Origin of the sequence: Burkholderia sp. BDU5, assembly GCF_001522845.1 — a bacterium.
Classification (GTDB): domain Bacteria; phylum Pseudomonadota; class Gammaproteobacteria; order Burkholderiales; family Burkholderiaceae; genus Burkholderia; species Burkholderia mayonis.
In genome coordinates, this window is record NZ_LOWC01000170.1 from 26,873 (window position 1) to 44,488 (window position 17,616).

A 17,616-nucleotide genomic window follows, 5' to 3' on the forward strand; every position below is an offset into this window, starting at 1 on the left:
CGATTGAGGCAGGCGTCGGCTTGACGTGGGTCAAGCAAGCGGGCGTGGGGGCGGCCGTTCGAGGCTTGTGTCGGCGGGGGCGACCATGGCGGGCATGCGTCTGTCGTGCGGCGCTCGACGTTGGACGGCGCTTGCGTGGCTTCGTTGCGCGATGTGCGATGAGTCCGGCGATGCGGGACGGGATAGGGCGTTGTTTGCGTGAAAGCGTGCTCGCCGGCCGCCCGGCTTGAGCGGTCGCATGCTTGGACTCGCCGGGCGGCCGGCGGCGCGCCGACGATTTACGCCGACGATTCGCGAAGACCGATCGCGCAACCCAGTCGTTCACCGCGCCACGCGCCATTTCACCCAACCTTCCAAGCGCAAAGCGACCCCGCCCCTAAGCGCCTTCTTCGCAGCTTCCCCCCGCCTCGCGCGCCACATCCGCCCGCCGGATCGCGACGCTCTTCAGCTTCGCGCGCCACGCGCCGAACAGCAGCGCATTGATCTCTTCGAGCGAGTAATGACCCGCGAGCGTCAGCGTATTCGCGACCCCCGCGTCGACATACGGCTGCAGCGCCGCGCGCATCGCGAGGCGGTCGCTCGGCGCGATGTCGGCGTCGGTCGCGAAATAGTCGGGCAGCGCGACACGCTCGCCGCGCAGCGACCGGAACAGCCGATGCGCGTGGTTCTCCGCACGCATCCCAGGCGCGCCTGTCGCGCCAGGGCTTGCGCGCACCGTCCGGTGCTCGATCCACGCGCGCGCGGGCTCGATGCCGGGCGAGCAGTTGTCGCCGAACGCGAGGCTCACGCCGACGGCGGGCGCGAACGACGTCAGATGGCTGTTGCGCAACCCGTCGCGCTCGATCGCGTGGCAGACCGCGTGCGGCAGCGGCGGCCCCGCGTGCAGCGCGTCGAGATGCGCATGCCGGTCGCACAACGGAAACGCGCCGCGCTCGGCGGCGAGCTCGGCCGACGCCGCATACGCGTGATTGCGCAGATCGGACGCGATGTAGCGCGTCATCTCGCGCGCGGCCGGCGAGTCGTAGCGCAGCCGCATCATCGCGAGCATGTCGGCGAGCCCCGTCACGCCGACGCCGATCCGCCGCTTCTGATACGACTCGCGCGCGTGCGCGGCGAGTGGCCAGCGCGTGACGTCGAGCGCGTTGTCGAGGAAGCGCACTTCGATGCGCACGGCCGCGTCGAACGCGGCGAAGTCGAAGCGCGGCTCGCCGCCGGCGCCGAACGGATTGCGCACGAACCGCGACAGGTCGACCGCGCCTAGCATGCAGCTACCGTACGGCGGCAGCGGCTGCGCGCCGCACGGGCTCGTCGCGTCGATCCGCTCGCGGCCGCGCAGCGGGTCGGCCGCGTCGATCGAGTCGGCGAACACGAGGCCGGGCCCTTCGCCGTCGCGTGTCGTGGCGACGATCTCGCGCCACAGATGGCGCGCGGGCGTCGTCGCATACGTCCACGCGCCGTCGGCCGCGGGCAGCGCGCCGCTCGCCGCGTCGTGCGGCGGCGCCGCATGCCGCAGCGTCCACGGCAGATCCTGCTCGACCGCCTGCATGAACGCATCGGTGACGGCCACCGCGAGCTCGAGCGTCTCCCAGCGCGCGCGCCCGCGCTTCGCGGCGACGAATGCAAGCAGATCCGGATGGTCGCAGCGCAGCACCGCGAGCTGCGCGCGGCGGCGTTCGTCGCGCTCGCCCGCTTGCGCGCCGATGCGATCGAACCGGTCCAACGCCGCGCACACGCCGGGCGATGCCGACTGGTCGGCTTCGGGCCGCGCACGCGCGGGCGGGGTCTCCGAGAAGTCGTAGCCGACGTCGCCGCCCATCGCGAGCGTCAGGCGCGCTTCGTCGATCGCGTGGTCGAGGTTGGGATGAAAGCGCGTAAGCGCGGCGGGCGCGCGGATCGGATGGACAAAGCAGCTCGCCATCGTCTGATCCTGCGCCGCGCCCGCGCGCGCCATGATGCGGCCCGCGCCGAGCGCGCCGTTCAGCAGGTTCCGGTAGAAGCGCCGCGCAGCGCCCGAGCGCGTCGCGACCGGTTCCACGAGCGCGAGCGCGCGCGCGACCCGCGCGCATGCCTGAGCGCGTGACGTCTCGTCCGGTAGTGCATAGCGGTCGGCGAATACGGCGTCGCAGATCGGTTGGTCGTCCATGTTGCCGATCATGCGGACGAACGAATCGGCGTGGCGAGCGATGCGCGTCCGTTTTTTGATCGTCCGCAAGCGGCGTGCGCGCGGGCCGCGCATGGCGGCTCAAAGCGCGGTGCGGCGCGGAGGTCTCGCGTGCTGCGCTTCGGCGCGCGTCCAGAACGCCTCGAGCGCCGGGTAGATCGATTGCCGCCAGTGCGGGCCGAGGAAGAGGTCGTAGTGATCGCAGTCCGGCGCGGTGATTCGTTCGCGCGCAGCGTCGGGCAGCGCGTCGCACAATTGATGCGCGGCATGCGTCTGGCCGGCGCCGGAAATGTCGTCGCGGCCGCCTTCGATCGTGCAGAGCGCGGTGCGCGTAAGCCGTTGCGGCGCGACGCGGCGGCGGCCGATCGACCAGCGGCCGTCCGCTAGCAGGCGCTCGTGAAAGATCACGCGGATCGTGTCGAGGAAATAGCGCTCGGTCATGTCGAGCACCGCGCCGTATTCGTTCATCTCGCGCAGGCAGCGCGCAGCGCCGACGAAGTCGCCCGTCATCCACGCAGCCCAGTAGCGGCTTTCGAGCGCGACGCGCCGCTGCGGATGCGCGACCACGATCGCCGCGTGCTGGACGAAGCCGGGATAGACGCGCCGTCCGGCGCCCGCATACGGCGGCGGCACGACGTCGATCGCCGCGCGGCGGAACCAGTCGAGATCGTGTTCGAGCGCGAAGCGGTCGACGAGCGTCGGGTGTGCGCGCGTGTCGATCGGGCCGCCCAGCAGCGCGACGCTCGCGACGTGGACGCCGCGTGCGGCGAGCAGCGCAGCGGCCGCGAGCGCGGGTACCGTCGCTTGACAGACCGCCATCACGTGCAGCCCGTTCGCATTCGCGCCGGCGATGAAGCGCTCGAGCGTGCGCACGTAGTCGTCGAGGCCGAATGCGCCGGCATCGGGCGGGACGTCGCGTGCGTTGCGCCAATCGGTTACGTAGACGTCGCGCGTCGCGAGCAGCGTCTCGACGGTTTCGCGCAGCATCACCGCGTGGTGCCCGGCGAGCGGCGTGCATAGAAAGACCGCGGGGCGTGCGGCCGCGTCGCCGTCGAGCCGGCGCGCGAACTTGCGCAGCGCGCAGAACGGCGTGTCGTCGACGATGCGCTCGTCGATCGCGACGGCCGCGCCGTCGATCACGACCGCCGCGATCGCGAACGGCGGCGGCATGGGGACCGCGTCGGCCGCGCGCGTCATCGGGCCCCACGTGGGCCAGCCGGCCGGGCGCGCGGTCGCGTCCGCGCGCTGCGCGGCGCCCGTCCACGGCTGACACGCCCGGACGAATTCACGTTGCGCTTCAAGCCACGCGTACAGCATCGAATCTCCTTACCGGCGTTGCGGGAACGGGTTGCCGAAGTCGCGGCGCGCACAAGTCGCGAGAGGCGGGATGCGCGGCTGCGGCCGACCAGCGCACGGGGCCGGCGGCAGGCGGCGGACGGCGGACGGTCGGCAGGCGCTCCAGGCACTGAAGCGGGCGCCGCTGCGAAGCTTGCTGTCGACGGCGGCCATGCGCGATCCGTTTGCTGCAGCGCAACGAAGCCGCATCCATCGCGCATCGGATTGGGACAGAATAGGCCGGCGGACGCCTCATCGCCAGATTAAAAGCCGCATTTGCAGTGCTTTTGACGATCGTCAAGCAGGTGGCGAATGGAAGCGGGCGGCGGTCGATCGTGCGGCGCCGGGGCGACATCGTGACGACGGGGGCGCGCATCGGTTCCGAGCGATCGCGGCCGCCGTTGCGGCGCGGCGTTGCGCGGTGCAATCGCTCGACGGCGAAACGCGTCGTTGCGCAATCGTCCGACGCAAGACGTTGCGGCGGCCCGAGCGTGGTGGCATCGTGATGCTTCGGCGTTTCGGCGTTTCGGCGTTTCGGCGTTTCGGCGTTTCGCCGCACCGCCGCACCGCCGCACCGCCGCACCGCCGCACCGTTGCGGCGGCGCGCGCCGATTGACTCAGGTCAACGGCGGCCGGCCGGCGTGGCATACGCTACGCGACATTCGGCCGGCGGCCGAGTTGCGTCGTAGCGAATCGCGTGAAAACGGAAACGGATCGCTGTCGCCTGAGCGTCGGCGCGACCGCTTGCCGGGCGCAACACAGGCAACACAGGCAACACACGCAACACACGCAACACACGCGACGCAAGCAACAAACGAAGCAGCGCGCATCGCTCCACCGCCACGGCGGCGTGGACCCGATGCGGCAAACGCAGAAATCGGAGGATGGGATGGCAGCGTTCGACGAGCATCAACTCCAGGTTCTGAGCGATCTGTTGAACGCGTGCAAGCAGGCGCTGCAGGCGGACGTGCGCACGTGCGAGCAGCATCGCGCCGACGAGCCGTACGCGAATCTCGCGGGCCAGGCGCCCGACGAAGGCGACGAGGCGAACGCGGATCTGTTCGTCGACGTCGACCACGCGCTGATCGGCATGAAGCTCGCCGAGTTGCGCGACGTCGACGCCGCGCTGCAGCGGATCGCGCGGCGCAGCTACGGCTCCTGCGCGGACTGCGGGCAGCCGATCGAATACGAGCGTCTGCTCGCGCGCCCGACCGCGTTGCGCTGCGCGTCATGCCAGCACGCCCACGAGCGGCAATTCGCGACGCAGCCGAGGTCGTCGCTGTGAGCGGCGCGGTCCGGCCGCGTGCCGCGCTCGCCGCGCGCTTCTCCACGACGGGAGGCGTCGATGCGTGACGTCGACTATCTGCTCGTCGGCGGCGGAATCGCAAGCGTCACCGCCGCGCGGTTGCTGCGCGGCGAGGACGCGTCGGCGAGCATCGCGATCCTGTGCGGCGAACCCGTCCTGCCGTATCAGCGCCCGCCGCTCAGCCAGGAATTCCTGATCGGCGCCGAGCAGGCCGCGACCATCACGCTGCACGACGCGGTGTTCTATGCGTCGCAGTGCATCGATATCGTGCTCGGCGCGCGCGCCGAGCGTCTCGATCTCGCGAAACGGATCGTGCGTGCGTCGAACGGCGCCGCGTTTCGCTATCGCAAGCTGCTGATCGCGACGGGCGCGACCGCGAAGATGCCCGCGCTGCCCGGCGTCGAGCTCGATGGTGTGCACGTGCTGCACACGATCGCGCAAGCGGAGACGCTGAAGGACGCGGCTGCGCACGCACGCCGCGCGACAGTGCTGGGCGGCGGCTTTCTCGGCGTCGAGATCGCCGCGACGTTGCAGACGCTCGGCTTGCAGGTGACGCTTGTCGAGCACGAACCGGAACTGATGCCGACGCTGCGCGCGCCGGCGCTCGCGAGCCATTTCGACGCGCTGTGCAAGGCGCGCGGCATCGACGTGCTGACGCGCCGCGAGGTGCGCCGCGTGCTCGGCGCGCAGCGCGTCGAGGCGGTCGAGACAAGCGACGGTGAGACGCGGCTGTGCGATCTGTTCGTCGCGGCGGTCGGCGTGACGCCGAACTGCGGCTGGCTCGAAGGCAGCGGCCTCGCGCTCGGCGACGGGGTCGAAGTCGACGCGTTCTTGCAGACGACCGATCCGAACGTGTTCGCGGCCGGCGACGTCGCGCATTTCGACGATCCGATCTTCGGCGTGCGGCGGCGGATCGAGCACTGGGACAACGCGATGCGGCAGGGCAAGATCGTCGCGCGCAACATGCTCGGCCACCGGCTGCCGTATCGCGACGTATCGATTTTCTACGGCAGCGTATTCGGGCTGTCGTACAACCTGCTCGGCTATCAGGCCGGCGTGACCGAGACGATCGAGCGCGGCTCGTTCGACGATCGCTCGTACGCGCTTCTCTATCTCGCCGACGACGTGCTGCGCGCCGCGTTCACGATCGACCGGCCGGCCGCCGAGATCGCCGCGCTGAACGACGCGATCAGGCTGCGCGTGAACGTCGCCGCGCAGAAGGCGAAATTGAGCGATCCGAACTTTCCGCTCGACAAGCTGCCGGTGCAGACGATGCTGATCCTGCAAGGCGGCGGCGCGCTCGGCGCGTTCGAATGCGGCGCGGTCAAGGCGCTCGAGCAGCACGGCGTGCGGCCCGACGTGATCTCGGCCGTGTCGATCGGCGCGTTCAACGGCGCGATCGTCGCGAGCCATCCGAAGGGCGCGGTCAAGGCGCTCGAGGCGTTCTGGCGCGACTTGTCGATCGCGCTGCCGTCGCTGTACGGCTCGCCGTGGCACCAGGCGTGGCTGTCCGCGTACGTGCTGTCGTTCGGGGTGCCGAATTTCCTGAAACCGCAATGGTCGCAGTTCGGTTTCGGCATCGATCGGCTGCGTGCGAAATGGACGAGCTTCTTCGACGCGACGCCGATCGAGAAGCTCGTCACGCGCTACGTCGATTTCGATTCGCTCGGCACGAGCCCGACGCGTCTGCTGATCAGCGCGGTCGACGTCGAGACGGGCGAGCCGCGCATCTTCGACAGCTACGTCGATCGCCTGAGCCCCGCGCATCTGCTCGCGAGCGGCAGCTTGCCGCCCGGTATGCCATGGACCGTCGTCGACGGCCGGCCATACTGGGACGGCGGCGTCATCAGCAATTCGCCGCTCGATCTCGTGATCGAGCGCTGCGGGCAGATCGGCGGACATGTGTTCATCATCGATCTGTTCTCGGGCACGAAGACGCTGCCGACGAACCTTGTCGAAGTGATGCTGCGACGCGAGGAAATCACGTACATGGACCGCGTGCGCAACGATCTGCGCTTCGAGGAATACGCGAGCGACTTCGGCGATCTCGTCGACGGCATTCTCGCGCACGTCGACGAGCAGACGGCGAACGAGATCCGCCAGCAGCCGCTGTACATCCGGCTGATGGGCAACCGCGCGGCGCTCGATATCGCTCGGATCACGTTGAATCGCGACGGGCAGTTGTCGTTCATCGAGGATTACGATTTTTCGTCGGACGCGATCGCGCAGTTGCAGAAGCAGGGCTACGACGCGGCGCTCGCCGCGCTCGCGAACGGCCGTGCGAATCATCGGCGCAAGCAACGCGGCGCGTGATGCGCGCCGCGCGCCGCGTTGGATCGCGCGGCGTCACGTTGCGCGACGCCGCGCGTCGTGCTTGCCGCGCGCACCGCACTCACGCGGCAAGCTCTTCCCCGATGCTGTCCCAGCGCTGCGCGCTCGCGGCAGGCACGTGGCTCATCGCATGTTCGGCGAGCGCGGTGATCGTGAGGCTCGGGTTGACGCCGAGATTCGCTCCGAGCATCGAACCGTCGCAGATGTACATGTTGCGATAGCCGAACACGCGGCTGCGGCCGTCGCACACGCCGTCGCGCCGGCTGCGCGCCATCGCCGCGCCGCCCATGCAGTGCGCGGTCATCGGCACGTTCAGCAGGATCTCCGTCAGCGACGTCATCGGCACGCCGCCGAATGCGCGCGCGGCCTTCTCCGCGAAGTCGTTCGCGGCCGGGATGTACGCGGGGATCTTGTCGCCGGCCGTCGCGAGCTGCTTCGAGAACGGCCAGAACCAGCGGCGCTTCAGACGCATCGTCAGGTGTCCTTCGAGCGTCTGCATGCAGAGGAAGATCATCGTATCGTGCGCGAAGCCGCGCGGATCGATCATCCGTATCGCGGTCAGCGGCCGCGTCACCAGCAGCTTCGCGAGCGCGCCGAGCCACATGAGCGGGCGCAGCCCCGCGGGCGCGCCGCGCGTGAGCACGGTCGTCAGCAGTCCCATCGTGTCGGAGCCCGAAGGATAGCGCGTCGCTTCGATGTGCGTGTGCTCGTCGATGTAGATGCCCGAGCCGATCGCGACGCCCTTCGACAGGTCGACGGTCGATTTCGGGAAGCGCACGCCGATCAGCGATTCGGCGTTCGTGCGCACGCGCTCGCCGAGCGCGCCCGACAGATGCGGCAGCGAGCGCTTCTCCTTCAGGCGCATCAGCAGATCCTGCGTGCCGAGCGATGAAGCGGCGAACACGACGCCGCGGCACGTGACGCGGCTTTTCGTGCCGCGCGCGCCGGCCGCGAGCGATATCGCTTCGACCGCGTAGCCCGCCGCGCCGTCGGCGCGCGCGTCGAGCGGGCGCACGTCGACGACCTTCGTTTCCGCGCGCACCTGCGCGCCGCGGCGCTCGGCGAGATACAGATAATTGCGGTCGAGCGTGTTCTTCGCGCCGTGCCGGCAGCCGACCATGCAGCCGCCGCAGCCGATGCACGACGTGCGTTCCGGGCCTTCGCCGCCGAAGTACGGATCGGCGTAGCGCGTACCGGGTGCGTCGGCGTCGTCGCCGAAGAACACGCCGACGTCCGTCGGATAAAAGCTCTTCTCGACGCCGATCAGCTTCGCCATCTCCTTCAGCCGGAAATCGGCCGCGTCCATTCGCCGGTTCGTGACGACGCCGAGCATCCGCTTCGCGGTCGCGTAGTGCCCGGGCATCACGCGCTCCCAATCCGCGAGGCCCGCCCAGCTTCCTTCGCGCCACACTTTGTCGGGCGGCACGAGCAGCGTGTTCGCGTAGGTGATCGACCCGCCGCCGACCGCATTGCCGTTCAGCACGACGACGTGCTTGAAGAAGCGCATGCCGAAAAAGCCGCGCAACCCGAGCGCGGGCCGCCATTGCCAGCGCGACAGATTCCACGTGGTCGCGGGCAGGCTGTCGGGCGTCCAGCGCCGGCCCTGCTCGATCACGAGCACGCGATAGCCTTTCTCGGACAGGCGCAGCGCCGACACGCTGCCGCCGAAGCCGGAGCCGACCACGACGTAGTCGTAATCGTAGGACTGCTGTTTCATTCGGTTTACCTTTTTTGATTGTTCGAGCCGGCCGGCGTGCGCGGCGGCGCGCGAGCGGTTCGTCTCCCTGTTTTCGCGTTTTCGCGTTTGCGCGATGCAGCGACAATGCGCGCCGTACCGCGCGCGCATCGTCGCCCCCGCGATGTTCGTCAGCCGCGCTGAACGCTCTAGTTTCGAGCGCTTGCGGTCGAGTATCAATTCGAAACACGACGCAGGCCTTATCGCATTGAATTCGTGTTCGTTTGCGCTGAGATTCAAACAAGCGGAGTCGAAGCGGTTCGATCGCGCACTTGCCGGCCGAGCCGCATTGATCGAGTTTTCCCGCACGACGCAGAATCAGCCACTACCAGACGAACGACGACGACCGCCATGCCCATCTCGAGGAAAATGCCTTGCGCTGCTTACGGCCTGATCGCGCTTGCCGCGCTGATCGGCACCTGGAGCAACAATCTGCAGTATCTGCCGCTCGGCGCGGCGCTGTTCCTGTGGCTCGTGCTCGATGCGCGGCGCGTGGATCTACATCGTGCTGAGCATCGCGGTCGCGATCAGCGTCGCGTTTCCGGTGTTCCTGATCCATCGGGAACGCGCGCTCGCGGCCGCGAACCGGCCCGTGCCGGAGACGCGCAGCCTGCGCGCCGGCGACGTCGCGGGCCTCGTGCTGATCGCGCTGTTCGCGATCGGCTACGGCGTCGCCGCGTTGCAGCGCGTCTAGCGCAAGACGTGCGCCAACACCGGCGCTAGACGCGCTTCTCACGCCGCTACACCGTCGGCCGCCGCGATGATCGCGCGATGCGTGTGCGCGATCTGCTCGCGCAGCCAGCGAAGGCCGGGCTGTGCATCCTGTTGCCGATGCCAGATGAGGCTCACCTGTATCGGCGGAATGTCGATCGGCAGCGGCGCGATCTGCAGCGCATAGACGTCGGCGAAGCTTTCCGCGAGCCGACGCGGAATCGTGCCGAGCAAGTCCGATTTCGCGACGAGCGCGGGAATCGTCAGATAGTGCGGCACCTGCAAATGCACGACGCGGCGCACGCGCGCGGAGCCGAGCACGATCTCGAGCGGCGAGCCGCGCCGGTCGCGCGGCTGGATCGACACGTGGCCGCTCTCTTCATAGCCGCGCAGCGCGAGCCCGCCCGCGAACGCCGGATGACCGGCGCGCCCGATGACGACGAGCAGCTCCTCGTGCAGCGGCTCGTAGCAGAGCTCGGGATTGTCGAAATGCAGATAGTCGACCGCGAGATCGAGCGTGCCCGTCGTCAGCTGGGCGGGAATCGAGCCTGCATCGTCGCTCTGCACCGACAGCATCACGTTCGGCGCGCGCGCCTTGATGTGCGCGAGCAGATCGGGCAGCAGCACGGTTTGTCCGTAGTCGTTCATCGACAGCCGGAACAGATGATGCGTGTCGAGCTCGAAATCGGTCTGCGGGCCGAGCCCGATCTGCAGCAGGTACAGCGCTTGGCGCACCGGTTCGTACAGCGCGCGCGCCTGCGCGGTCGGCGTCATCCCGCGCGCGGTGCGCGTGAAGAGCGGCTCGCCGAGCTGCTGGCGCAGCCGCGTCAGCGCATTGCTGACGGCCGGCTGGCTCATATGCAGCCGCACCGCGGCGCGCGACAGGTTCTGCTCCTGCATCAGCGCGTCGAAGACGAGCAGCAGGTTCAAGTCCAGTTGTCGCAGATTCTGGATCATTCGTCGGCGCTCCGGAATGTGCGCGCGCCGAGGCAGGAACGCTCGCCGGACGTGCGGCGGCGCGGGCGCATCGTGCGCCGTCGCGTCGGCGCGGGCGATCTCCGTTCGCAATCGAATGCATCGTTCGACATATCGGCGCGGCGCATGATCGAAATCAGATTGATGAATAAATCAAATCACGATTCTCCATTGGAGAAATCGCCGAGGCTACTCTAATCTGCGGTCGAGCCGGCGCGCTTCGGACGCGCCGCGCGCGCCGGACGACAGGAGACCGCGATGACCCAGGACGTGAATGCGTTCCGCGCGCATTACCGCGCGAACGTTCACCCGCGCTACAACGCATGGCTGCACGGCGGTTTCGTGCTCGCATACGGGATCGCGGCGATCGCGTTCTTTCTGAAGGACGTCGCGCACGTGAGCGCGTTTCAATGGGCGACGGTGCCGTTCACGTTCCTGCTGTTCAACTGGCTCGAATTCACGGTTCATCGACACGTCGGTCACTTCAAGCGCCGCTTCGGCGCGATGTTCTATCGGCGTCACACGGGCGATCACCACAGCTTCTTCTCGAGCGAGCGGATGACGTACCGCGACGCGCGCGACTGGCGCGTGATCCTGTTCCCGGCCTGGCTGATCGTCGTGTTCAGTGTCGGCCTGTTCGCCGTGCATGCGGTATCGAGCCGCATCGATGCAAACGTTGCGGGTCTGTTCGCGAGCACGATGCTCGGCGGTTATCTGCTCTACGAATTTCTTCACGCGTGCGAGCATCTGCCCGATACGCATCCGCTCGCGACGTGGCCATGGATTCGGCAGATGCGCACGCTGCACCGGATCCACCATCGCAACGAGCTGATGCGGACATGCAACTTCGACGTCATCCTGCCGTTGATGGATTGGCTGCACGGCACGTTGCGCTGGAACGCAGAGCCGCAGGCCGAATGCTCGACGTTCATGCGGCACGAGATCGACATTGCACGCCGCTCCGCCGACGTGCTCGCCTATGCGAGCAGCGCGGCGTGCTGGCCGGAATGGCATCCGTCGTCGCTGCGCGTCGACGGCCCGGCGGGCCCGCTCGCGGCCGGCAGCCGCTTCGAAGAGGACGTGCGCGCCGCGGGGCGCGTCGACCATCTGCGCTGGGACGTCCTGCGCGACGAGGCCGGCGCGATCTGGCAGGCGCGCGCCGTCAACGCGAAAGGCAATCTTCGCATCCTGCTGACCTACGAATGCCGCGACGGCGCGCAGGGCGCGCGCTTCATTCGCACGCTGCAATATCACTCGCCGAATCCGCTGCTGCGGCTCGCGAACGCGCTCGTGATGCGCAAGCGTGTCGAATGCGAGTCCGCGCAGTCGCTGACGCTCCTGAAGCGGCGGCTCGAAGACGAAGACGCGTGCGACGCCCGACGTTGAGCGCGCCGCGCCCGTTCGTTCGCGGATTTTCATCGGCGCGTCGCGCATCGGCACGCCGCCGTGCGCGTCGTGCGCGCCCAATGCGCCGCGCACGCCGACGCCCGTCGCGCGATCACGCCCAGGACTGCCGCCTCAGCGCCTTCCCGATGCCACGTCGAATGCTGCCTTCGAGCACATGCCGGACGATCGGCGCGACGAGCGGCACCTTGCCTTCGAACGTGATCACGTAATGAAAGTACGTGCGGCGCTCGTCGATCGGATGAAAACGCATCACGCCGAGATGGTCGCGCAGCGGGCTGCCGCGCGTGATCCGGTATTCGATCAGTTCGTTTTCCTGATAAGCGGTCACCGTCTCGACGAACGACGGCGCGCCGGGCACGCGCATCTCGCGCGCGGAGCCGACGCCGTTGCGCGCCGGCTTGCCGTCGCTGATCCGGCGGATCTTGGCGGGCGAGAAGATCGACGCGAGATTCTCGTGCTCGCTGAAGAAGCGGAAAACCTGCTGAACCGGAGCGTCGAACTCTTCGGCGATTTCTATGCGTTGCTGTTTCATGTGGATGTCGCGTGTCGAGGATGGAGGGGCGGCCGGCATGCGGCCGTGCTGCGCAACGTTCTGACGGGTGTCGGTCGATGCTGCGGCGCACCACGAGTGCCGGTCTCGTCGCGCACGTGATGACGATGACATTGATCAATGGCAGCGTCAATCGGGGCGATTGCGTGTGTCGGCGCGGGGCCGTATCGCGGGGCGGCGCGCGCGTGCGTTCGTGCGGCCTCGGAAACCCGCGCATGCGAATGTCGCGGCGTGAGAGATCGAATCCGAAGCCGGGAGCCGCATGGCGCAGCGAACCGCATCGGCGGCGGTGCCGACGCGGCGTTCACGCAGCGCCGCCGAGGCGCCCGTTCCGGACCCATCGGCCGAACGTGAACGCGAGCGGACCGGCGTGCAGATACGCGGCGAACAGCCAGTACGGCACGCGTGCGAATTGCTGCAGCTTGTAGTCGAACAGGCCGAGCCATGACACGAGTCCTTCGGCCAGCGGCCCGGTCGCGGCGACGATGACGGACAGCACGGCGATCCGCATCCGATAGTCGGTCGTGGTGGCGATCCGCACGATCCAGAGCGCGACGAGCGTGATCGACAGCATGAACGGATGCGTGTTGCCGAACAGCCCGGTCGCTCCATAAACGAGGTGCGTGACGGTGACGAGCGACACGAGCTTCGGCAGCGGCGGCGGCGTCGTGCCGCTCGTCAACGGATGCGTCGCAGCGAGGATCGCAGCGCTGCCTGCGACGAAGATTGGCCACACGATCAGCGATTGACCGTCGAGCCGCGGCGCCCAGTTGTACCAGAGGATGCCGTTCCGCACGTGATAGAAGTGATCGCCGACGCTGAAGATTCCGAGGCCTGCGATCAATGCGCCGATGATGATGCGCTGCGCGACCGATGATTGCGCGGCCGGTTGCCGAATGACTGAAGTCTCCATGTTTTTTTCTCCCTGTTGGTGAGGCTGAAACGCCGCCGCTGATGCCGAGCGGCGTACGATCCGGTTCGAACGCGCACTCGCGAGCGCAAGCACAATCGCAAGCTCGGCGCGGTCGATGCGAGACGGCGCATCAGTCGTACGACACTTCGCAGTCGACGTATTCGATGTACCCGCGCCCGCTGTGCGCGCGGCCTTTGACGCTGCCTTCGAAGCGATAGCTGGCGACGTAGCCGCGCCCGTGGCCGAAGCGCCACGGACTGTCGATCGTGCCGCACAGATCGAGCCACGGCCGGCCGGCGTCGTCGCGCGCGGTCCACGACAGACGATGCGGCAGCCGCATGCGCTTGCCGTCCGGCGACGTCGCGAGTTCCTGCCGATACGCGTCAATGACGAACGCGACACCGCGCTCGTGAATCTCGGCCGTGCCGTCGAGCGCGCGCAGGTGAATGCCCTTGAACGCCTGTTCGCCGAGCACGCGGACTTCGGTCAGCAGCAACTGGACGCCGTCGTCGAGATTGACGATCTGGTACGTGAAGAAATCGAGCGGCAGCTTCCAGCGCTCGCTCAGCGGCTGCGCGAACCACGCTTGAGGTGTCGTCATCCGCGCGTATTCGAACGTGCACAGCGTGTCGATCGGCGTCGTGCGATCGCCGTGGCGGATTGTCCCCGAGCACTTCGCGAGCAGGCTCAGATGGTCGTATGCGACGTTGTGGACGAACCACGAGACGATGTCGGTGCAGTCGATCGCGACGTCCATGCCGAAGTGCGCATAGTCGGCTTTCACCGTGTAGCGCGGGTACGCGCCCGCGATCGTCAGGTCGTCGCCGAACGCGACGACCGTGTCCGCGCGCTGCACGACACATTCGCGGCCGATCGAATACGCGCGATAGTGATGCGCGTCGTCCGCCGCCGTCGACGACAGGACCGTCGCGACATCGCGCGGATCGCCGTCGACCAGGTAGTCGTTGTCGAACGCGAGGCTGCCCGTCGCGCCGAGCAGCGTCATCACATTGCAGTACCGGTGCGGCTCCGGCAGGTTCGGAAAGAAGATGCCGTAATGCGTGAGCCCGTAGCGCTTCTCGCGCACGTGCGGCACGAGCATGTCCGGTGCGCCGAACGGACGCGTCGACGCGTCGGCCGCGCGATCGATTTTCGGCAGTAGCGCGGCGACGACGATCCGCGCGAGCGCGGACATGAGCCGGCTGGTGCGCGCGGCGGAGTTGGACGGAACGTTTCCGGGGGCGATGACTGAGTTCATGGCGAGAGCGAGGTCGAGGGGCGAGGCGGGAAGCCGGGGCGATTCGGGATGCGAACGGTATCGCGTGCTCGGGCGGTTTCCGTGTCGTTGATGAATTGGAATATCGCGATGCCGTGCCGCGTGCGCGATCGACGCGCGACGCGCGACGTATGAAGCAGTGCTTGCGCGATCGGTATTGACATCGATCGATGTAACGTTCTGGGGAGTCTAGGACGAAACGCGCAACTGTGGAAATTGATAATGGTGATAAGCCATATTCGAGTCGCGATGCGTGATGGCCGATCGGGCGAGCGCAAATAACTCGTGACGCGAGTGGGGGGATCGCGGGCGCGAACCCGTCGATTATCGATGGGCGAATGCGCGGCGGCGTCGAATGCGTTTCGATCCAGCCGTGCTTGCGCGACGCACAAAAGAAAACCACGCGAGCGCGCCGGCAGCATGAGCGGTGCGACACAGCGCGAAATCGCATCCGCAGCATGCGATTTCCTCGATCGACGTCATGCGAACGAGCGTGCTGAAAGGTGTCATAACATTCCGCCGTCCGTTTGAAAATCGGGGCGACTCCGAGTCCGAAGAGGCTTTCACCACGCGCGATAACTTTGTTACGCTCTGCGGCGAAGCGTGCGACAAAATCAAACGTGGAGACAATTGAATGAGCCAGTACGGGCCATTGCGATTGCATGTGCCGGAGCCTACCGGGCGTCCGGGATGCAAGACCGATTTTTCCTATTTGCACCTATCGCCACCCGGCAAGGTGCGCAAACCCCCCATCGATGTCGCCCCCGCCGACACGAGCGACCTGGCCTATGGCCTCGTCCGCGTGCTCGACGACGACGGACGAGCCGTCGGGCCATGGGCGCCCGGTCTCGATCCCGACATCCTGCGCAACGGCATCCGCGCGATGCTGAAGACGCGCGTCTTCGACGCGCGCATGCAGATCGCGCAGCGCCAGAAGAAGATCTCGTTCTACATGCAATGCCTCGGCGAGGAAGCGATCGCGGTCGCGCACACGCTCGCGCTCGAGCGCGGCGACATGTGCTTCCCGACCTATCGTCAGCAAGGCATCCTGATGGTGCGCGACTATCCGCTCGTCGACATGATGTGCCAGCTGATGTCGAACGAGCGCGATCCGCTGAAGGGCCGCCAGCTGCCGGTGATGTATTCGACGCGCGAAGCCGGATTCTTCTCGATCTCGGGCAATCTCGCGACGCAGTTCATCCAGGCGGTCGGCTGGGCGATGGCGTCGGCGATCAAGGGCGACACGCGGATCGCGTCCGCGTGGATCGGCGACGGCGCGACGGCCGAAGCCGATTTCCACACCGCGCTCACGTTCGCGCACGTGTACCGCGCGCCCGTGATCCTCAATGTCGTCAACAACCAATGGGCGATCTCGACGTTCCAGGCGATCGCGGGCGGCGAAGGCGCGACGTTCGCGGGACGCGGCGTCGGCTGCGGAATCGCTTCGCTGCGCGTCGACGGCAACGACTTCCTCGCGGTGTACGCCGCGTCCCGCTGGGCGGCCGAGCGCGCGCGCCGCAATCTCGGGCCGACGCTGATCGAGTGGGTCACGTATCGCGCGGGCCCGCACTCGACGTCCGATGATCCCTCCAAATACCGCCCCGGCGACGACTGGACGTACTTCCCGCTCGGCGATCCGCTCGATCGCCTGAAGCGCCACATGATCGGCATCGGCGTGTGGTCCGAGCAGGAGCACGAAGACACGAAGGCGGCGTTCGAAGCGGAAGTGCTCGCCGCGCAGAAGGAAGCAGAGCGCTACGGCACGCTCGCCGACGAGCGCGTGCCGAACGTCGCGAGTATTTTCGAGGACGTCTACAAGGAGATGCCGGAGCACTTGCGCCGGCAGCGCCAACAGCTCGGGGTATGAAGCGATGACGACAGCAAGCAAAGACGGTCCGGCGGCTTCGCCGATGACCATGATCCAGGCTTTGCGCTCGGCAATGGACGTGATGCTCGAGCGCGACGGCAACGTGGTGGTGTTCGGACAGGACGTCGGCTATTTCGGCGGCGTGTTCCGCTGCACCGAGGGCCTGCAGACGAAGTACGGGAAGTCGCGCGTGTTCGACGCGCCGATCAACGAAGGCGGGATCGTCGGCGCGGCGGTCGGGATGGGCGCGTACGGGCTGCGGCCCGTCTGCGAGATCCAGTTCGCCGACTACTTCTATCCGGCGTCCGACCAGATCGTGTCGGAGGCGGCGCGGCTGCGCTACCGGTCGGCGGCCGAGTTCATCGCGCCGTTGACGATCCGCATGCCGTGCGGCGGCGGCATCTACGGCGGCCAGACGCACAGCCAGAGCCCCGAGGCGATGTTCACGCAGGTGTGCGGGCTGCGCACCGTGATGCCGTCGAATCCGTACGACGCGAAGGGCCTCTTGATCGCGGCGATCGAGAACGACGATCCGGTGATCTTCCTCGAGCCGAAGCGGCTCTACAACGGCCCGTTCGACGGCCATCACGAACGGCCCGTGACGCCGTGGAGCAAGCATCCGGCGAGCCTCGTGCCCGACGGCTATTACACGGTGCCGCTCGAATCGGCGGCGATCGTGCGTCCGGGCGGCGACGTGACGGTGCTGACCTACGGGACGACCGTGCACGTGTCGATCGCCGCCGCCGACGAGACCGGCATCGACGCCGAAGTGATCGACCTGCGCAGCCTGTGGCCGCTCGATCTCGACGCGATCGTCGAATCGGTGCGCAAGACGGGGCGCTGCGTCGTCGTGCACGAAGCGACGCGCACCTGCGGCTTCGGCGCGGAGCTGATCTCGCTCGTGCAGGAGCACTGCTTCCATTGGCTCGAAGCGCCCGTCGAGCGCGTGACGGGCTGGGACACGCCCTATCCGCATGCGCAGGAATGGGCGTATTTCCCGGGCCCGAACCGGGTCGGCGACGCGCTGCGGCGCGTGATGGAGAATTGAC

At 67.8% G+C, this 17,616-nt stretch carries 14 protein-coding genes; 7 read left to right on the forward strand and 7 right to left on the reverse strand.

Translation table 11 applies throughout. From position 1 onward, the window contains the following. Nucleotides 1–376: 376 nt before the first annotated feature. On the reverse strand, nucleotides 377–2,212 hold the full coding sequence (locus tag WS69_RS28005) for a ribonucleotide reductase N-terminal alpha domain-containing protein (RefSeq protein WP_059473920.1): 1,836 nt from the start codon (nucleotides 2,210–2,212) through the stop codon (nucleotides 377–379). Between the two features lie 30 nt (nucleotides 2,213–2,242). Next, on the reverse strand, nucleotides 2,243–3,478 hold the full coding sequence (gene phaZ / locus WS69_RS28010; protein WP_059473896.1) for a polyhydroxyalkanoate depolymerase: 1,236 nt from the start codon (nucleotides 3,476–3,478) through the stop codon (nucleotides 2,243–2,245). Between the two features lie 190 nt (nucleotides 3,479–3,668). On the opposite strand from phaZ, the gene WS69_RS33870 reads away from it, so the two are divergent. The 3 genes from WS69_RS33870 (at nucleotide 3,669) to WS69_RS28025 (ending at nucleotide 7,115) form a co-directional block, all read left to right on the forward strand. Further along, nucleotides 3,669–4,112 (forward strand): hypothetical protein, encoded by a 444-nt coding sequence (locus WS69_RS33870; RefSeq protein ID WP_156438442.1) that lies wholly within the window; start codon nucleotides 3,669–3,671, stop codon nucleotides 4,110–4,112. Nucleotides 4,113–4,385: 273 nt separating this feature from the next. Beyond that, entirely contained in the window at nucleotides 4,386–4,781 is a 396-nt protein-coding gene (locus tag WS69_RS28020; protein ID WP_059473898.1) for a TraR/DksA family transcriptional regulator, read from the forward strand. Nucleotides 4,782–4,841: 60 nt separating this feature from the next. Then, a complete protein-coding gene (locus WS69_RS28025) occupies nucleotides 4,842–7,115 on the forward strand; it encodes an FAD-dependent oxidoreductase (protein WP_059473899.1) in 2,274 nt (757 codons plus the stop codon). Between the two features lie 79 nt (nucleotides 7,116–7,194). Here WS69_RS28025 and WS69_RS28030 read toward each other — a convergent pair whose 3' ends face one another. After that, a complete protein-coding gene (locus WS69_RS28030) occupies nucleotides 7,195–8,850 on the reverse strand; it encodes a GMC oxidoreductase (RefSeq protein ID WP_059473921.1) in 1,656 nt (551 codons plus the stop codon). Nucleotides 8,851–9,349: 499 nt separating this feature from the next. Here WS69_RS28030 and WS69_RS28035 point away from each other — a divergent pair, with 499 nt between their 5' ends. Continuing rightward, complete coding sequence (locus WS69_RS28035) at nucleotides 9,350–9,562, forward strand: DUF2834 domain-containing protein (RefSeq protein ID WP_231747244.1); 213 nt, start codon at nucleotides 9,350–9,352, stop codon at nucleotides 9,560–9,562. A gap of 38 nt (nucleotides 9,563–9,600) precedes the next feature. Here WS69_RS28035 and bsrA read toward each other — a convergent pair whose 3' ends face one another. Continuing rightward, nucleotides 9,601–10,536, reverse strand: a complete 936-nt coding sequence (bsrA, locus tag WS69_RS28040) for a LysR family transcriptional regulator BsrA (protein ID WP_059473900.1) — start codon at nucleotides 10,534–10,536, stop codon at nucleotides 9,601–9,603. A 276-nt stretch (nucleotides 10,537–10,812) separates the two neighbouring features. Between bsrA and WS69_RS28045 the strand changes: the two genes are divergently transcribed. Beyond that, nucleotides 10,813–11,940 carry a sterol desaturase/SRPBCC family protein gene (locus tag WS69_RS28045; protein WP_059473901.1) on the forward strand — a complete coding sequence of 376 codons (1,128 nt, stop codon included), beginning with the start codon at nucleotides 10,813–10,815 and terminating at the stop codon, nucleotides 11,938–11,940. A 112-nt stretch (nucleotides 11,941–12,052) separates the two neighbouring features. Here the strand turns inward: WS69_RS28045 and WS69_RS28050 are convergent, their stop codons facing one another. The 3 genes from WS69_RS28050 to WS69_RS28060 all read right to left on the reverse strand — a co-directional run bounded on the left by WS69_RS28050 (nucleotide 12,053) and on the right by WS69_RS28060 (nucleotide 14,619). Continuing rightward, entirely contained in the window at nucleotides 12,053–12,493 is a 441-nt protein-coding gene (locus tag WS69_RS28050) for an SRPBCC family protein (RefSeq protein WP_059473902.1), read from the reverse strand. A gap of 322 nt (nucleotides 12,494–12,815) precedes the next feature. Then, nucleotides 12,816–13,424, reverse strand: coding sequence for a hypothetical protein (locus WS69_RS28055; protein ID WP_059473903.1), 609 nt, complete (start codon nucleotides 13,422–13,424; stop codon nucleotides 12,816–12,818). 130 nt (nucleotides 13,425–13,554) lie between these two features. After that, nucleotides 13,555–14,619, reverse strand: a complete 1,065-nt coding sequence (locus WS69_RS28060) for a DUF6670 family protein (RefSeq protein ID WP_226382898.1) — start codon at nucleotides 14,617–14,619, stop codon at nucleotides 13,555–13,557. A gap of 715 nt (nucleotides 14,620–15,334) precedes the next feature. On the opposite strand from WS69_RS28060, the gene WS69_RS28065 reads away from it, so the two are divergent. Both WS69_RS28065 and WS69_RS28070 read left to right on the forward strand, forming a co-directional pair. After that, nucleotides 15,335–16,567 (forward strand): 3-methyl-2-oxobutanoate dehydrogenase (2-methylpropanoyl-transferring) subunit alpha, encoded by a 1,233-nt coding sequence (locus WS69_RS28065; protein WP_059473905.1) that lies wholly within the window; start codon nucleotides 15,335–15,337, stop codon nucleotides 16,565–16,567. 4 nt (nucleotides 16,568–16,571) lie between these two features. After that, nucleotides 16,572–17,615 carry an alpha-ketoacid dehydrogenase subunit beta gene (locus WS69_RS28070; RefSeq protein WP_059473906.1) on the forward strand — a complete coding sequence of 348 codons (1,044 nt, stop codon included), beginning with the start codon at nucleotides 16,572–16,574 and terminating at the stop codon, nucleotides 17,613–17,615. The last annotated feature ends 1 nt before the right edge of the window (nucleotide 17,616 follow it).